This window comes from Enterobacter sp. BIDMC 26 (assembly GCF_000534435.1).
Classification (GTDB): domain Bacteria; phylum Pseudomonadota; class Gammaproteobacteria; order Enterobacterales; family Enterobacteriaceae; genus Enterobacter; species Enterobacter ludwigii.
This window is the reverse complement of the sequence record NZ_KI973182.1, coordinates 2446718-2462834: the sequence shown is the minus strand read 5'-3', so window position 1 is coordinate 2462834 and position 16117 is coordinate 2446718. Positions and strand designations below refer to the sequence as shown.

At 54.7% G+C, this 16117-nt stretch carries 19 protein-coding genes; 12 read left to right on the top strand and 7 right to left on the bottom strand.

All coding sequences use genetic code 11. The annotated features are described in order from the left end of the window. Positions 1-774, top strand: a complete 774-nt coding sequence (hisP, locus tag L462_RS11840) for a histidine ABC transporter ATP-binding protein HisP (RefSeq protein WP_020883129.1) — start codon at positions 1-3, stop codon at positions 772-774. Between the two features lie 47 nt (positions 775-821). Here hisP and L462_RS11845 read toward each other — a convergent pair whose 3' ends face one another. From L462_RS11845 to yfcG, 4 genes are all read right to left on the bottom strand, one after another. Then, the gene (locus L462_RS11845) at positions 822-1331 is read right to left on the bottom strand and encodes a GNAT family N-acetyltransferase (protein ID WP_032678617.1); all 510 of its coding nucleotides are present in this window, start codon (positions 1329-1331) and stop codon (positions 822-824) included. A 41-nt stretch (positions 1332-1372) separates the two neighbouring features. After that, the gene (locus L462_RS11850; RefSeq protein WP_032678616.1) at positions 1373-2266 is read right to left on the bottom strand and encodes a TIGR01777 family oxidoreductase; all 894 of its coding nucleotides are present in this window, start codon (positions 2264-2266) and stop codon (positions 1373-1375) included. 13 nt (positions 2267-2279) lie between these two features. Beyond that, positions 2280-2648, bottom strand: a complete 369-nt coding sequence (gene folX, locus L462_RS11855; RefSeq protein WP_020883131.1) for a dihydroneopterin triphosphate 2'-epimerase — start codon at positions 2646-2648, stop codon at positions 2280-2282. Between the two features lie 74 nt (positions 2649-2722). Beyond that, entirely contained in the window at positions 2723-3352 is a 630-nt protein-coding gene (yfcG, locus tag L462_RS11860; RefSeq protein ID WP_020883132.1) for a GSH-dependent disulfide bond oxidoreductase, read from the bottom strand. Positions 3353-3492: 140 nt separating this feature from the next. On the opposite strand from yfcG, the gene yfcF reads away from it, so the two are divergent. Genes yfcF through yfcD form a run of 3 tightly spaced genes read left to right on the top strand, consistent with a single transcriptional unit; the run spans position 3493 to position 5353 of the window. Continuing rightward, positions 3493-4137: a glutathione transferase gene (gene yfcF, locus L462_RS11865; RefSeq protein WP_032679720.1), complete on the top strand. Its 645-nt coding sequence runs from the start codon at positions 3493-3495 to the stop codon at positions 4135-4137. Between the two features lie 54 nt (positions 4138-4191). After that, a complete protein-coding gene (gene yfcE, locus L462_RS11870; protein ID WP_020883134.1) occupies positions 4192-4743 on the top strand; it encodes a phosphodiesterase in 552 nt (183 codons plus the stop codon). A gap of 55 nt (positions 4744-4798) precedes the next feature. Continuing rightward, complete coding sequence (yfcD, locus tag L462_RS11875; protein WP_014171016.1) at positions 4799-5353, top strand: NUDIX hydrolase YfcD; 555 nt, start codon at positions 4799-4801, stop codon at positions 5351-5353. Between the two features lie 3 nt (positions 5354-5356). Here yfcD and L462_RS11880 read toward each other — a convergent pair whose 3' ends face one another. Continuing rightward, the gene (locus L462_RS11880; RefSeq protein WP_014171015.1) at positions 5357-6376 is read right to left on the bottom strand and encodes a LacI family DNA-binding transcriptional regulator; all 1020 of its coding nucleotides are present in this window, start codon (positions 6374-6376) and stop codon (positions 5357-5359) included. Positions 6377-6614: 238 nt separating this feature from the next. On the opposite strand from L462_RS11880, the gene L462_RS11885 reads away from it, so the two are divergent. From L462_RS11885 to L462_RS11905, 5 genes are all read left to right on the top strand, one after another. Then, a complete protein-coding gene (locus L462_RS11885) occupies positions 6615-7058 on the top strand; it encodes a PTS sugar transporter subunit IIA (protein WP_032678615.1) in 444 nt (147 codons plus the stop codon). A gap of 79 nt (positions 7059-7137) precedes the next feature. Continuing rightward, complete coding sequence (locus tag L462_RS11890; RefSeq protein WP_014171013.1) at positions 7138-7410, top strand: PTS sugar transporter subunit IIB; 273 nt, start codon at positions 7138-7140, stop codon at positions 7408-7410. A 21-nt stretch (positions 7411-7431) separates the two neighbouring features. Beyond that, positions 7432-8823 carry a PTS ascorbate transporter subunit IIC gene (locus tag L462_RS11895; protein ID WP_020883137.1) on the top strand — a complete coding sequence of 464 codons (1392 nt, stop codon included), beginning with the start codon at positions 7432-7434 and terminating at the stop codon, positions 8821-8823. Beyond that, positions 8820-9650 carry a transketolase gene (locus L462_RS11900; protein WP_032678614.1) on the top strand — a complete coding sequence of 277 codons (831 nt, stop codon included), beginning with the start codon at positions 8820-8822 and terminating at the stop codon, positions 9648-9650. The genes L462_RS11895 and L462_RS11900 overlap by 4 nt, the downstream gene beginning before the upstream one ends. Beyond that, on the top strand, positions 9643-10596 hold the full coding sequence (locus tag L462_RS11905) for a transketolase family protein (RefSeq protein ID WP_025203581.1): 954 nt from the start codon (positions 9643-9645) through the stop codon (positions 10594-10596). Before L462_RS11900 ends, L462_RS11905 begins: the two co-directional genes overlap by 8 nt. A gap of 44 nt (positions 10597-10640) precedes the next feature. Here the strand turns inward: L462_RS11905 and pta are convergent, their stop codons facing one another. Both pta and ackA read right to left on the bottom strand, forming a co-directional pair. Then, entirely contained in the window at positions 10641-12782 is a 2142-nt protein-coding gene (gene pta, locus L462_RS11910) for a phosphate acetyltransferase (protein WP_014171009.1), read from the bottom strand. A 76-nt stretch (positions 12783-12858) separates the two neighbouring features. Then, positions 12859-14061, bottom strand: coding sequence for an acetate kinase (ackA, locus tag L462_RS11915; protein WP_014171008.1), 1203 nt, complete (start codon positions 14059-14061; stop codon positions 12859-12861). A 337-nt stretch (positions 14062-14398) separates the two neighbouring features. Here ackA and yfbV point away from each other — a divergent pair, with 337 nt between their 5' ends. The 3 genes from yfbV to L462_RS11930 all read left to right on the top strand — a co-directional run bounded on the left by yfbV (position 14399) and on the right by L462_RS11930 (position 16113). Next, positions 14399-14854: a terminus macrodomain insulation protein YfbV gene (gene yfbV / locus L462_RS11920; RefSeq protein WP_008502875.1), complete on the top strand. Its 456-nt coding sequence runs from the start codon at positions 14399-14401 to the stop codon at positions 14852-14854. A gap of 93 nt (positions 14855-14947) precedes the next feature. After that, positions 14948-15442, top strand: a complete 495-nt coding sequence (locus L462_RS11925; protein WP_020883140.1) for a YfbU family protein — start codon at positions 14948-14950, stop codon at positions 15440-15442. Between the two features lie 11 nt (positions 15443-15453). Next, positions 15454-16113 carry a sugar phosphatase gene (locus tag L462_RS11930; protein ID WP_025203583.1) on the top strand — a complete coding sequence of 220 codons (660 nt, stop codon included), beginning with the start codon at positions 15454-15456 and terminating at the stop codon, positions 16111-16113. Positions 16114-16117: the final 4 nt, after the last annotated feature.

Below are 16117 nucleotides of genomic sequence, written 5' to 3'. Positions count from 1 at the left end.
ATGGCTGAGAACAAATTAAACGTTATTGATCTGCACAAACGCTACGGCGAACATGAAGTGCTGAAAGGGGTGTCGCTGCAGGCAAACGCGGGCGATGTCATCAGTATTATCGGCTCATCCGGCTCCGGTAAAAGTACTTTCCTGCGCTGCATTAACTTCCTCGAAAAACCGAGCGAAGGCTCAATTGTGGTGAGCGGGCAGAACATCAATCTGGTGCGTGACAAAGACGGCCAGCTGAAGGTGGCGGATAAAAATCAGCTGCGTCTGTTGCGTACGCGCCTGACGATGGTTTTCCAGCACTTTAATCTCTGGAGCCATATGACGGTGCTGGAGAACGTAATGGAAGCGCCAATCCAGGTGCTGGGTCTCAGCAAACAGGACGCCCGCGACCGTGCGGTGAAATACCTGGCGAAAGTGGGTATTGATGAGCGCCAGCAGATGAAGTATCCGGTACATCTGTCCGGCGGGCAGCAGCAACGTGTATCCATTGCCCGCGCGCTGGCGATGGAGCCGGAAGTCTTACTGTTCGACGAACCGACCTCCGCGCTGGACCCGGAACTCGTTGGCGAAGTGCTGCGCATCATGCAGAAGCTGGCCGAAGAGGGCAAAACGATGGTGGTGGTGACGCACGAGATGGGCTTTGCCCGGAACGTCTCTAACCACGTCATCTTCCTGCATCAGGGTAAAATCGAAGAGCAGGGGCATCCCGATGAGGTGTTAGCGAACCCGCAAAGCCCGCGTCTGCAGCAGTTCCTGAAGGGGTCTTTGAAGTAGGTTTTGCCTTTCCCCTCTCCCTGTGGGAGAGGGCCGGAGTGTGGGCATCAGACCGCACCACACTCCAGTCGATACACCCAGTCGTCATACCGCACACCGTTAATCTCATACGCTTTTTCCAGCACCTGCGTGCGCACAAAACCCGCTTTCTCCAGTACCCGGACTGACCCGCCGTTGTCTGCCAGCACATATGCGTTAATCGCCTTTACACCCGTCTGGTTAAATGCGTAGTCACACACCGCGCGCAGTGCCTCACTGGCGATGCCCTGGCCCTGCGCGGCAGGCACGACCGTATAGCCGATATCCGCCTCTTCACGATTTTCAGCGCTGATTTGCAGGCCGATATCGCCCAGCGGGGTCTCTTCATCGCGTAAGCGGATAACGAACACATGCGCTGCCGTCAGACGTGCGGCAAACAGGCGTCGGGTCTCTTTTTCCGGGGCGATAGCGGCCATATACTGCATGATGGCGCGATCCTCGCGCAGGGCACGGAAAAAAGGCCAGTCAGTGGGTTCGAAGGGCGTGAGATGGAGCCGGGGAGTGGTAATGGTTGCCATAGATATGCCATTTCGTCGGAACATGGCATATCACTGTAACATTATCTCACCACATCCCCCAGCGCCTCTTCTAAGTCATACCAGCGGAACGCAAACCCGGCCGCTTCCAGCCGTTTTGGCAGGGCCCGTTGCCCGCCTAACACCAGCACGGACGCTTCACCCATCATCAGGCGGATCATCGTAGCAGGCACGCGCAAAATCGCCGGACGATGCAGGGCATGTCCGAGAGCATGGGCAAACTGTTCATTTCGTACCGGGTAGGGCGCAACCATATTAAACGGCCCGCGCAGATCGTTATCCAGCAGCCAGAGAATACCGTTGACCATATCGTCGATATGGATCCACGCCAGATACTGACGGCCATTGCCGATTGGCCCGCCAAGACCGAGCCTGAAAGGGGGGAGCATCTTCGCCAGAATGCCGCCTTTCGGGGCAAGGACCACACCGGTGCGTAGCAGGCAGACGCGGGTATGATCGCTTTGCGCAGCACAGGCGATACGCTCCCACTGGGCGCAAAGTTTATGGGTGAACTCGTTGTGGGGCGGCTCTTCTTCCGTTACCACCACCTCGCCGAGATCGCCGTAATACCCTACGGCGGAACCCGAAATGAGAACCGACGGCGGGGTATGACTGTTACGGATAAGCTCAACCAGCTTTTCGGTGAGGGTCCACCGGCTGCTGCACAAGAGCTGTTTTTGCTCTTCCGTCCAGCGCTTATCGGCGATCGGTTCGCCTGCCAGGTTGATGACGGCGTCAAACCCGTCCAGATTCTGCTGCTCGGCCAGATTTCTCCAGATGTCGATACCTGCGCCCAGCACCTGGCGCGCTTTCTCTGGACTGCGCGTCACCACGGTAATGTCGTGATGCAACGCCTGCAGACGCGCAATGAGATGGCGACCAATCAGGCCGGTACCGCCGGTCAGCAAAATCTTCATACAACCTCCAGGGTTACGCCTGGCGTTGCCAGCTTAACGTCATCGAGACGGAATCGGCGTAACGCAGGGCGTGAAGTTTATCGATCTCTACTTCAGCATAAGTGACCCAGTGATGATCGCGTGCGATGTCGAGCACATCCTGAGTTAATTTTTCCAGTAAAGAGAAGCGGTTGTTTTCCACGTACTGGATGATTTTTTTGGTTATCGTGCGGTAGTTCAGCGCATCATTAATATCTTCGCTGGCCCGCGCTTTCTCAGCCGGGTAGTGGATAACCACATTAATCACGATATCCTGACGGTTGGCGATCTCTTCCTCTTTGATACCGATGAAGGTGCGTAGGCGTAAATTTTTTATACGAATAATAGCGTCATGCTGTGACATTGCAGGTCTTCTCCGTGTCAGAATTTCCTTCACATAATACATGAGAGCCACTCCGGCACACACCAGCCACCGGCTTAAATTTGCTGGATTTTTTGCATGGCGCGTTCGGTGGCCGGACGCGTGCGGATTCGTTCAAACCAGTTGTTCACCGCCGGGTAAGACGCCAGGTCAATGCGGTGCTTTTCATGGGTATTCACCCAGGGCCAGCAGGCAATGTCGGCGATGCTGTAATGATCCCCACCGAGCCACGGTGCTTTCTCCAGCCGACGGTTCAGAACGCCGTATAACCGCTGGGTTTCCACCTGATAGCGTTCGATAGCATAAGGAATCGGCTGCGGTGCGTAGGCGGTAAAATGGTGGTTTTGTCCGAGCATCGGCCCCAGACCGCTCGTCTGCCAGAAAAGCCACTGCAGCGTGTGGTGACGCTCGCGCAGCTCTCCGCTCAGCAATTTGCCTGTCTTCTCTGCCAGATAGAGCAATATTTCTCCGGATTCAAACAGGCTCAACGGCTTGCCCCCATCGGCAGGATGGTTATCAATAATGGCCGGGATTTTATTGTTTGGCGATATAGCCAGAAAGAGAGGACTGAACTGATCGCCTTTGCTGATATCCACGCGAATGATCCTGTAATCCAGTTCGGCTTCCTCAAGAAAGAGGGTGATCTTATGGCCGTTCGGGGTAGGGGCATAATAAAGGTCGATCATTCTCAACTCCTGTCAGTGAAAATAGTGACGCCATGAAAAATGAGTATAGGTGGTTGTTGTAAATCGTGAGTTTTCATCAAGTGACAGCGAGGCAAAGAGATTATATGTTGAATGAAAACCGATCAGCCGATGAGGATGTTATGAACCAGCCCGTAATCACGTTATGGTCCGATGCAGATTTCTTTTCTCCCTATGTTCTGAGCGCGTATGTGGCGCTGGCCGAAAAAGGACTGTCATTTACGCTAAAGACGGTGGATCTGGACGGCGGTGAACATCTGAAACCACAGTGGCAGGGCTACGCCCTGACCCGTCGCGTGCCGGTGCTGGACATTGATGGCTTCGCGCTGAGTGAATCGTCGGCGATCGATGAGTATCTGGAAGATCGGTTCGCACCACCTGAGTGGGAGCGCATCTACCCTCACGATCTGCAAAAACGTGCCCGCGCTCGTCAGATCCAGGCGTGGCTGCGCAGCGATCTGGTGCCGATTCGCGTGGAACGCTCCACGGATGTGGTGTTTGCCGGGGTGAAAAAACCGGCGCTGAGTAAAGACGGTGCGGCCAGTGCCCAAAAACTGATCGATACCGCGACTTCTCTGCTGGCTCATGGTAATCCGAATTTACTCGGCGAGTGGTGTATTGCCGATACCGATCTGGCGCTGATGCTGAACCGTCTGATCCTCAATGGGGATGAGGTGCCTCAGCTGCTGGTGGATTATGCCGCGTTTCAGTGGCAACGCGCCTCAGTGCAGCGCTATGTGGCACTCTCCGCTAAGCGGGCGGGCTGATATAGCCTGACGCTTCAGGTATGATAGGGCAGTCTGATTTCCAGGGAGTGACTGATGAAACTGATGTTTGCGTCTGATATCCATGGTTCGCTGCCCGCGACCGAGCGTGTTCTTTCTCTGTTTGCTCAAAGCAGGGCGCAATGGCTGGTGATTCTGGGGGATGTGTTAAATCATGGTCCGCGCAATGCGCTGCCGGAAGGCTATGCACCGGCGCAGGTAGCGGAAAAACTCAATCAGTATGCTTCGCGCATTATCGCCGTTCGCGGTAACTGCGACAGTGAAGTGGACCAGATGCTGCTGGATTTTCCCATCACTGCCCCCTGGCAACAGGTGCTGATGGAAAATAGCCGTCTGTTCCTGACCCATGGTCATCTTTTTAGCCCGGAAAATCTCCCGGCACTGGCGGCTGGCGATGTCCTGGTTTACGGTCATACTCATATTCCGGTGGCAGAAAAACGCGGCGAGATATATCACTTTAACCCCGGTTCGGTCAGCATACCGAAAGGTGGAAATTCAGCAAGCTATGGCATGCTCGATGAGAATACGTTAAGCGTAATCGCACTTAATGATCAGCAAGTTATTGCGCAAATAGCGATTAATCCGTAAGTTACACCTCAACTGCAAACGCGCCGAAAGAGCGCTTAGACGAGAAGGTTTCCCGATGGTGGAGCAGAGTCATTTGGCAAGTACAGAGTGGGTTGACATTGTCAACGAAGAGAATGAAGTGATCGCGCAGGCCAGCCGCGAACAAATGCGCGCGGAGCGTCTGCGTCACCGTGCGACATACATCGTTGTGCATGACGGGATGGGCAAAATTCTGGTTCAGCGCCGCACGGACACCAAAGATTTTCTCCCTGGTATGCTGGATGCAACTGCAGGCGGCGTTGTTCAGGCGGATGAAGTTCTGCTGGACTCCGCGCGTCGTGAAGCGGAAGAAGAGTTAGGGATTGCCGGCGTGCCGTTTGCCGAGCATGGTCAGTTCTATTTCGAGGACGAGCATTGCCGCGTCTGGGGCGGGCTGTTTAGCTGCGTTTCCCATGGCCCGTTCGCCCTGCAGGAAGAAGAAGTGAGCGAAGTGAACTGGATGACGCCGGAAGAAATTACCGCGCGTTGCGACGAGTTCACCCCGGATTCGTTAAAAGCGCTGGCGCTGTGGATGACCCGCAACGCTAAAAACGAATCCACGAAAGCGGAAAAAGAGGAAGAGGCGGAGTAAGCCTCAACAGCTCTCCCGCAGACACAGGCTGGACGCGATAGGTTTATGATCGCGCCAGTCTCCATCATTCAGACGTTCCAGTAACGCGCGTCCCGCTTCAATCCCAATCTTACGATGTGGCACAGCCATGGTCGTCAGCGGTGGCTGACAGACCCGGCTGACGTCGCTATCGCCAAAACCTACCACGGCCAGATCGTCCGGTACTTTTATACGCCGACGCTGGCATTCATAAAGTGCCCCGCAGGCCAGTTCATCCGACACGCACACCAGTGCATCCAGCTCCGGCCACGCCAGCAGGAACTCCGGCAGTTGCGCCGCACCCGTGGAAAAACTCGGTGGCATGGCGGCGTTAATCACCCGGTTTGGTGACATATGGTGGCGAAGCATCGCTTTGTACCAGCCCTGTAAATGCTGCTGGAAAATCCACTGCTCCTGGTTAGCGCACAGCAGGCCAATATTCTGGTAGCCACGCTTAATAACCATCTCCGTCAGTTCGTACATCGCCGCGACGTTATCAATCCCGATATTCATATCGATAGGATCGGCGCGCATGGCCCCCATTTCCATGACCGGAATGGAGGCGTTTTTCAGCCAGTGGCGGACAGTATCGGAGTGTTCAACGCTGAGCAAAATCGCAGCGGCAATGTTCGACGCCAGCAGCGTCTCCAGCAATTTTTCTTCCTGCTCGAGTCGATGCTGTGATTCGGCCAGCATGATCTGGTATCCGGCAGGCTGCAGTACCTGCTGAAGCCCGGCGAACATCTCCGAGCAACCGGATTCGGAGAGATTAGGAACGACCATCGCAATCGTCCATGACGATGCCGAGGCCAGCGCGCTGGCAGCGAGATTAGGCATGTAACCCAATTCCTGTACAGCGGCTTCTATTTTTTCTCGCAGTTTATCGGAAACCTGTTCAGGCGTGCGGAGTGCACGGGACACGGTCATCGTGCCCACCCCGGCAAGCTGTGCGACATCGGCGAGTGTCACTTTACCGGTACTGCGCCGTTTTCGGGTTAGAGACATACACCTTCCTGCTGACCAGACGCGTTTTTATTATCATCCTTCGTTTCACGTGAAACGCAGTATACGCCTTAAATCCCTTTTTTTGCTGTGAATTCACACCATGATTACAATTTGATAGCGCTATCACACTTCTGAATGTTAGCGATTGGTAGCGCTATCTTTGTGATCCCGATCGCAGTCAATAAGGGATGTGTTGAATAAAGTTTGCTCATCTTTTGCATTGTGGCGGGACGGAGAAATGCTGAAAAAGTGGATATATGATACAACCATCACGCTGCAGGAGAGCGTGGAAAGCTGGCCGCAGGCGCTGGAAATATGCGCGAAACCGTTGCTGAATCTGCAGGTGATTGGCCCGGAATACGTGACGGCCATCATTGAGCAGCATCATGCATTAGGACCTTATTATGTGCTGGCACCAGGGCTGGCCATGCCGCATGCGCGGCCGGAAGAGGGGGCCAAAGGATTAGGCCTCTCATTATTAAAACTGAAAAAGGGAGTCTCTTTTGGTGCCGGCGAGTTCGATCCCGTGGATGTTATTATTATGCTCGCGGCGCCGGATAAACACAGTCACATCGACATGATCTCTGCCCTCGCTGAATTATTTTCCAGCGACGACGATATGGCTGAATTGCATCAGGCGAATACCCTGGAGGACATTAAAACGATTATTGACCGCTTCTGATTTAATTCTCTCATCCGATTTATCACAACATTACGTTTAGCGTGATGGGGCGTGCTCTACTCAAAAAAAGGGGACAACAATGAAAATTATGGCTATTTGCGGTTCAGGCCTGGGCAGTAGTTTTATGGTCGAAATGAATATTAAAAAGGTGCTCAAGAAGCTGGCCATTGACGCCGACGTTGAACACTCCGATCTCTCCTCGGCAACGCCGGGTGCCGCCGATCTTTTCGTGATGGCGAAGGACATTGCCGCCAGTGCCAGCGTGCCGGAAAGCCAGCTGGTGGTGATCAACAACATCATTGATATCAACGAACTCGAAGCGCAGCTCCGCGCCTGGTTCGACAGACAATAATCCTGATAAGGCGAGGTGGATATGTTTATCCTTGAAACGCTGAATTTCGTTGTTGATATATTAAAAGTCCCGTCGGTGCTGGTGGGCTTAATAGCCTTAATTGGCCTGGTCGCTCAAAAGAAATCTTTTTCTGATGTGGTGAAAGGGACCATTAAAACCATACTCGGTTTTATTGTACTTGGCGGCGGGGCCACGGTGCTGGTTGGGTCATTAAATCCGTTAGGCGGAATGTTTGAACACGCCTTTAATATTCAGGGCATTATTCCCAATAACGAGGCAATTGTTTCCATTGCGCTGGAGAAATACGGTGCCTCTACCGCGCTGATTATGGCATTCGGTATGGTGGCAAATATCATTGTCGCCCGCTTTACGCGTCTGAAGTATATCTTCCTGACCGGGCATCACACCTTCTACATGGCATGCATGATTGGGGTCATCCTCACCGTGGCGGGCTTTGAGGGCGTTGGTCTGGTCTTTACCGGGTCGCTGATCCTCGGTCTGGTAATGGCCTTCTTCCCGGCGCTGGCGCAGCGTTACATGAAGCGCATTACCGGCAACGATGACATCGCTTTTGGTCACTTCGGTACCCTGGGCTATGTTCTCTCCGGCTGGATTGGCAGCAAGTTCGGCAAAGGCTCTCGCTCGACTGAAGAGATGAACCTGCCGAAGAACCTGAGCTTCCTGCGCGACAGCTCTATCTCCATCTCGCTGACCATGATGATCATCTACCTGATCATGGCGGTGAGCGCCGGGCGTGACTACGTTGAGGCGACCTTTAGCGGCGGTCAGAACTACCTGGTCTATGCCATCATCATGGCCATCACGTTCGCCGCGGGGGTGTTCATCATCCTGCAGGGTGTGCGCCTGATTCTGGCGGAAATCGTCCCGGCCTTTACCGGCTTTTCTGAAAAACTGGTGCCGAATGCACGTCCGGCTCTGGACTGCCCGGTTGTCTATCCGTATGCGCCAAATGCGGTGCTGATTGGCTTCCTGTTCAGCTTCCTTGGCGGGCTGGTGGGTCTGTTTATCTGTGGGCAGTTCAGCTGGGTGCTGATTCTGCCTGGTGTGGTGCCGCACTTCTTCACCGGCGCTACCGCGGGCGTGTTTGGTAACGCCACCGGGGGACGTCGTGGAGCGATGATTGGTGCGTTTGCCAACGGCCTGCTGATCACCTTCCTGCCGGTTCTGCTGCTGCCGGTGCTGGGGGCAATTGGATTTGCCAATACCACGTTCTCGGACGCTGACTTTGGCGCTGTCGGGATCGTGCTGGGTAACCTGGCGCGCTTCCTGTCGCCGCTTGCCATCACCGGCCTTGTTGTGGCGTTGTTCGCACTGCTGGTGGCGTACAACGTGTTCGCTAAAAATAAATCTGCGGGCGATAACGCGCAGGAAAACACCGGAGCCAAATCATGAATGAGAATGAGATAACCCATCTGGCGCGTCAGATCCGCCTTGAAACGCTGAAAATGCTGACCCAGCTGGGCTTTGGTCACTACGGCGGCAGTATGTCGGTTGTTGAAACCCTGGCCGTGTTGTACGGCGCAGTGATGAAAATTGACCCGGCCGACCCGGACTGGCCAGAGCGTGACTACTTTGTCTTGTCAAAAGGACATGCTGGTCCCGCGCTGTACAGCACCCTGGCGATCAAAGGCTACTTCCCGATGGAAGAACTGAGCACGCTGAACCAGAACGGTACGCGTCTGCCGAGCCATCCGGACCGGCTAAAAACGCGCGGGGTGGATGCCACCACCGGCTCGCTGGGGCAGGGGATTTCCATCGCCGGTGGAATGGCGCTGTCGCATAAGCTGGCGGGACGACCCAACCGGGTTTTCTGTATCGTCGGCGACGGCGAGCTGAACGAAGGGCAGTGCTGGGAAGCGTTCCAGTTTATTGCACACCATCGCCTGAATAACCTGACCGTATTCGTTGACTGGAACAAACAGCAGCTTGATGGCGAACTCGACGACATTATCTGTGCGTTCGATCTGGAAGGAAAATTCCGTGCCTTCGGGTTTGACGTGGTGACGGTGAAAGGAGATGACATTCCGGCACTGCTGGAGGTGACATCGCTGGTTCCGGCGGCGGATGCTCGCCCGCTGTTGGTGATCCTCGACAGTATCAAAGGGCAGGGCGTGCCGTATCTGGAGCAACTGAGTAACTCGCACCATCTGCGATTAACCGCCGAGAGCAAGGCGGCCCTCAACGAGACGATTCGCCAACTGGAGGCTTCACATGATTAAGGTTGCACCTGCAGGTCAGAAAGACGCCGTTGAGATGCGTAAAGTCTACGCGGGGTTTGTGGCACAGCAGATTGAAGCCGGGAGCGACATTATCGCCCTCGAGGCGGATCTGATGAGCTCAATGGCGATGGATGGCGTGGCGCGTGATTATCCGCAGCATGTGATTAACTGCGGCATCATGGAAGCTAACGTTATGGGGACGGCGGCGGGGCTGTCGCTGACCGGACGCAAGCCGTTCGTGCATACCTTTACCGCCTTCGCCAGCCGTCGCTGTTTCGACCAGCTGTTTATGTCCCTGGACTACCAGCGTAACAATGTGAAGGTCATTGCCTCAGATGCCGGCGTGACGGCCTGTCATAACGGCGGCACGCATATGTCGTTTGAAGATATGGGCATCGTGCGGGGGCTTGCCCATTCGGTGGTGCTGGAGGTAACGGATGCGGTGATGTTTGAAGATGTACTGCGCCAGCTTATTGACCTCGAAGGTTTCTACTGGGTGCGTACCATCCGTAAGCAGGCCCCGAGCGTGTATGCGCCGGGTTCGACATTTACGCTTGGCAAGGGCAACGTACTGCGCGAAGGCAGTGACATCACCCTGATTGCCAACGGCATTATGGTGGCGGAAGCGCTTGAAGCGGCGCGTCAGCTCGAACAGGAGGGCGTCAGCGCCGCGGTGATCGACATGTTTACCCTTAAGCCGATTGACCGGATGCTGGTGAAAAACTACGCCGAGAAAACCGGACGTATCGTGACCTGCGAAAACCACAGCATTCATAACGGGCTGGGATCGGCAGTGGCGGAAGTGCTGGTGGAAACCTGTCCGGTGCCGATGCGTCGGGTGGGCGTGAAGGAGCGTTACGGCCAGGTGGGGACACAGGACTTCCTGCAGAAGGAGTATGGCCTGACGGCACACGACATTGTGTCGGCGGCGAGGGAGTTGTTGTAAATAAAAAAGGCGACCCGAGGGTCGCCTTTTTAGTCAGTAACGTATTACTGCTGTTGTGAAGACTGGATCGCGGTCAGAGCGATGGTGTAGACGATATCGTCAACCAGCGCGCCACGGGACAGGTCGTTCACAGGTTTGCGCATACCCTGCAGCATTGGCCCGATGGAGATCAGGTCTGCAGAACGCTGTACCGCTTTGTAGGTGGTGTTACCGGTGTTCAGATCCGGGAAGATGAACACGGTAGCGCGACCCGCAACCGGTGAGTTCGGTGCTTTGGATTTCGCAACGTCAGCCATAACCGCGGCATCATACTGCAGCGGACCGTCGATCATCAGATCAGGACGTTTTTCCTGTGCCAGACGCGTCGCTTCACGGACTTTCTCTACATCGCTACCTGCACCAGAAGTACCGGTGGAGTAGGAGAGCATTGCCACGCGAGGTTCAATACCGAAGGCAATCGCGGAATCGGCAGACTGAATAGCGATCTCAGCCAGCTGCTCTGCAGTTGGATCCGGGTTGATCGCACAGTCACCGTAAACGTAAACCTGTTCAGGCAGCAGCATGAAGAACACGGAAGACACCAGAGAACTGCCTGGCGCCGTTTTGATCAGCTGCAGCGGTGGACGGATGGTGTTCGCCGTGGTGTGAACCGCACCGGAAACCAGACCGTCAACTTCGTCCTGCTCCAGCATCAGCGTGCCCAGCACAACGTTGTCTTCAAGCTGCTCACGCGCAACGGCTTCGGTCATGCCCTTGCTCTTACGCAGCTCAACCAGGCGCGCAACATAGCTTTCGCGAACCACTTCCGGGTCGACGATTTCAATGCCTGCACCCAGCTCAACGCCCTGAGAGGCAGCAACGCGGTTAATTTCATCCGGGTTACCCAGCAGCACACAGGTCGCGATGCCGCGCTCTGCACAGATGGCAGCCGCTTTAACGGTACGTGGTTCGTCGCCTTCTGGCAGAACAACACGTTTGCCCGCTTTACGCGCCAGCTCGGTCAGCTGGTAACGGAAGGCCGGAGGAGACAGACGACGGCTACGCTCGGAGGTCGCCGTCAGGGATTCAATCCAGTCTGCGTTGATGTAGCCCGCAACGTATTCCTGCACTTTCTCGATACGCTCATGGTCATCAACCGGCACTTCCAGGTTGAAGCTCTGCAGGCTCAGAGAGGTCTGCCAGGTGTTGGTGTTCACCATAAAGACTGGCAGGCCAGTGGCGAACGCACGCTCGCACAGCTTGCTTACGCGTGGATCCATCTCGTAAGCACCGGTCAGCAGAATGGCACCGATTTCCACACCGTTCATCGCGGCCAGGCACGCAGCAACCAGCACGTCAGGACGGTCAGCGGAGGTCACGAGCAGAGAGCCTGCGCGGAAGTGTTCCAGCATGTGCGGAATGCTACGCGCACAGAAGGTCACAGACTTCACGCGGCGGGTGTTGATGTCGCCTTCGTTAATCACGGTAGCGTTCAGGTGACGCGCCATGTCGATTGCACGGGTAGCAATCAGGTCGAAGCTCCATGGCACCACGCCCAGTACTGGCAGCGGGCTGGAATCCTGCAGAGTTGCCGGATCAACTTTAACCACTTTCGCTTTAGAAGAGTCATCGAAGATTTCGGACAGGTCAGGACGGGTACGACCTTGTTCATCAACCGGTGCGTTCAGTTTGTTAACGATAACGCCAGTGATGTTGGTATTTTTCGCGCCGCCGAAGCTGCTGCGGGTCAGTTCGATACGCTCTTTCAGCTGTTCCTGGTTATCGGTACCCTGGGACATGACGAACACGATTTCCGCATTCAGCGTTTTCGCGATTTCGAAGTTCAGAGACTGAGCGAACTGGTGTTTGCGGGTCGGGACCAGGCCTTCAACCAGCACCACTTCCGCATCTTGCGTGTTAGCGTGGTAGTTGGCGATGATCTCTTCCATCAGCACGTCTTTCTGGTTGCTGGACAGCAGAGATTCAACGTGGCTCATCTTCAGCGGTTCAGCCGCTGGCAGATTGGAGTTCTTACGCACGATGGTGGTGGTCTGGTCTGGCGCATCGCCACCGGCACGAGGCTGGGCGATAGGCTTAAAGACGCTCAGACGAACGCCTTTGCGTTCCATAGCACGGATAACGCCAAGGCTGACGCTGGTCAGACCGACGCTGGTTCCGGTAGGGATCAGCATAATAGTACGGGACACGGTTTATCCTCTTTCGTTACCGCCGACAGGGGGCGGGCTACAAAACAGCACCGCCAGCATTGCTGGCGGTGTGGAATCAGGCAGTCAGGCGGTGCGCGTCTTGCGCGATGACCAGCTCTTCGTTAGTTGGGATAACGATAGCCGGACGGGTGCCTTCTTTGTTGATGAAGCCAGACTTGCCGAAGCGGGCAGCCAGGTTACGCTCGTGGTCAACTTCGAAGCCCAGAACGCCCAGTTTACCCAGGGACAGTTCACGAACCATTGCCGCGTTCTCACCGATACCACCGGTGAAGATAACCGCGTCCAGACGACCGTCCATCAGCGCAGTGTAAGAGCCGATGTACTTCGCCAGACGGTGGCAGTAAACGTCCATTGCACGTTTAGCGTCTGCTTTTTCTGCGTAGTTGTCTTCAACATAACGGCAGTCGCTAGTGACTTCGGTCAGACCCAGCAGGCCAGACTCTTTGGTCAGCATTTTGTTGATCTGATCAACGCTCATGCCCAGGGTGTCGTGCAGGTGGAAGATGATCGCCGGGTCGATGTCACCGGAACGGGTACCCATCACCAGACCTTCCAGCGGGGTCAGACCCATGGATGTATCAACACATTTACCGTTGCGGATAGCAGAAACAGAACCACCGTTGCCCAGGTGGCAGGTGATGATGTTAACTTCTTCAACCGGCTTGTTCAGCACTTTAGCGGCTTCCTGAGTCACATAGAAGTGGCTGGTGCCGTGCGCGCCGTAGCGACGAACGCCGTGCTCTTTGTACAGGCTGTACGGCAGGGCATAGAGGTAAGATTCTTCCGGCATGGTCTGGTGGAACGCAGTGTCGAACACAGCCACGTTTTTGTCTTTCAGCTGCGGGAAGGATTTCAGCGCTTCAGCGATACCGATCAGGTGAGCTGGGTTGTGCAGCGGTGCGAAAGAGGCAGAGTCTTTAATGCCCTGGATAACCGTTTCGTCGATAACGACGGAACGGGTGTATTTTTCGCCGCCGTGGACGATACGGTGACCAATCGCAGTCAGCTGAGCAGACAGTTCTGGTTTTTGTGCCAGAATAGTGTTAACGATAAAGTTCAGCGCTTCACTGTGAGCGGCGCCTGCACCTAAAGCCGCTTCCTGTTTGCTGCCGTCCATCTTCCACTTGATACGTGCTTCAGGCAGATGGAAACATTCGGCCAAACCAGAGAGGTATTCGTCACCGTTGAGCGCATCGATGATGGCGAATTTCAGTGAGGAGCTACCGCAGTTCAGAACCAGTACTAACTTACTCGACATGGAAGTACCTATTATTGATACGTGGCTAAAAAAACGTCAGGGAGTCTAAAAGCGTAACGCATAATGACTCAGACATTTATGATTAACATCATGCCAAACGAACATTGTGGCATGATGGAAGAAATACATATGATTTTATGCCATTTTGAACATTTTTCAGCCAATGGCATAATATGCGATAATTTGACGAGTTAATGGTTCTCGTCTAAGGGCCTATCAGGCTGGCACAGAATACCCGATACGGGGTGCTGATGACAAAATATTTTGAACGTTGTCATAGCCTGTTGTGGTTTTGCACGAAAATTTTAATTTTTATATGTGAAGTTGAGGTACAGCCATGTCGACACCAGAGAACCCGTCCGTGAATTTTTTCAGTCTGTTTCGTCGGGGACAGCATTACGCAAAGACGTGGCCAATGGAAAAGCGCCTTGCGCCCATGTTTATTGAGAACCGCACGATCCGCGCCACGCGCTATGCGATTCGCTTTATGCCACCTGTCGCCATCTTTACGCTCTGCTGGCAAATCGCGCTGGGCGGGCAGCTTGGCCCGGCCGTTGCGACGGCACTTTTCGCGTTAAGTCTGCCGATGCAGGGTCTGTGGTGGTTAGGTAAACGTTCTATCACGCCACTCCCGCCTTCTATTTTACACTGGTTTTATGAAGTTCGCGGGAAACTGGAGGAAGCCGGGCAGGCGCTTGCCCCGGTCGAAGGCAAGCCCGATTACCAGGCGCTGGCTGACACGCTCAAGCGCGCTTTTAAGCAACTCGACAAAACATTCCTCGATGACTTGTGATTGATCATCGAAACGACGAATAAAAGAAGGCACAGTAACTCACCGTTACCGTGTCTTTTTTTTTACAGTGCAATGCGCTACAGGAGCCGAAAGATGGAAATGACCCATGCTCAACGTCTGATTTTGTCCAACCAGTACAAAATGATGACTATGCTTGATCCCGATAACGCTGAGCGCTACAGCCGCCTGCAGACAATCGTCGAACGTGGCTTCGGTTTACAGATGCGTGAACTGGACCGCGAGTTTGGTGAGATGAAAGAAGAAACCTGCCGCACCGTGATCGACATTATGGAGATGTATCACGCCCTGCATGTTTCCTGGACCAATCTCAAAGATCAGCAGTCCATTGACGAACGTCGCGTCACCTTCCTGGGCTTTGATGCCGCAACGGAAGCGCGTTATCTGAGCTATGTGCGTTTTATGGTGAACACGGAAGGGCGCTATACCCATTTTGACGCGGGCACACACGGCTTCAATGCGCAGACCCCAATGTGGGAAAAATATCAGCGCATGCTGAGCGTCTGGCACGCCTGCCCGCGCCAGTACCATTTAAGTAACAATGAGATTCAACAAATTATTAATGCCTGACGGAGGTGCTTGTGCAGTGTAGAGGTTTTCTGTTTGATTTGGACGGTACGCTGGTGGATTCGCTGCCGGTTGTGGAGCGTTCATGGTGCCATTGGGCGGACAGACATGGCATTGACCATCAGGAAGTACTGAATTTTATCCATGGCAAACAGGCCATAACCTCATTGCGGCACTTCTTAGCAGGACGTTCTGAGGAAGAGATTCAGGCGGAGTTCAGCTATCTTGAGCACATTGAAGCCACCGACACGGATGGCATCACAGCGCTGCCGGGGGCGCATGAACTGCTTGAACATCTGAACGAAGCCCAAATCCCGTGGGCGATCGTCACCTCCGGCTCGGTGCCCGTTGCCCATGCTCGCCACAAGGCCGCAGGGTTACCGACGCCCGAAGTGTTTATCACGGCAGAGCGCGTGAAGCGCGGCAAGCCTGAACCGGATGCCTTTTTACTCGGTGCCGAACTGCTTGGCCTGGCACCAGCCGATTGCGTGGTGGTGGAGGATGCGGCAGCAGGCGTCCTGGCGGGGTTGAACGCCGGAAGCCACGTCATCGCCGTTAACGTTCCGGCGGGTTCACCCCGCCTGAACGAAGCGGATCTGGTGCTTAACACGCTGACGGCCATTAACGTTGCGAAGGCACCGGACGGAGTTGTAACCGTCTCGCTTAAAATGTAATCCC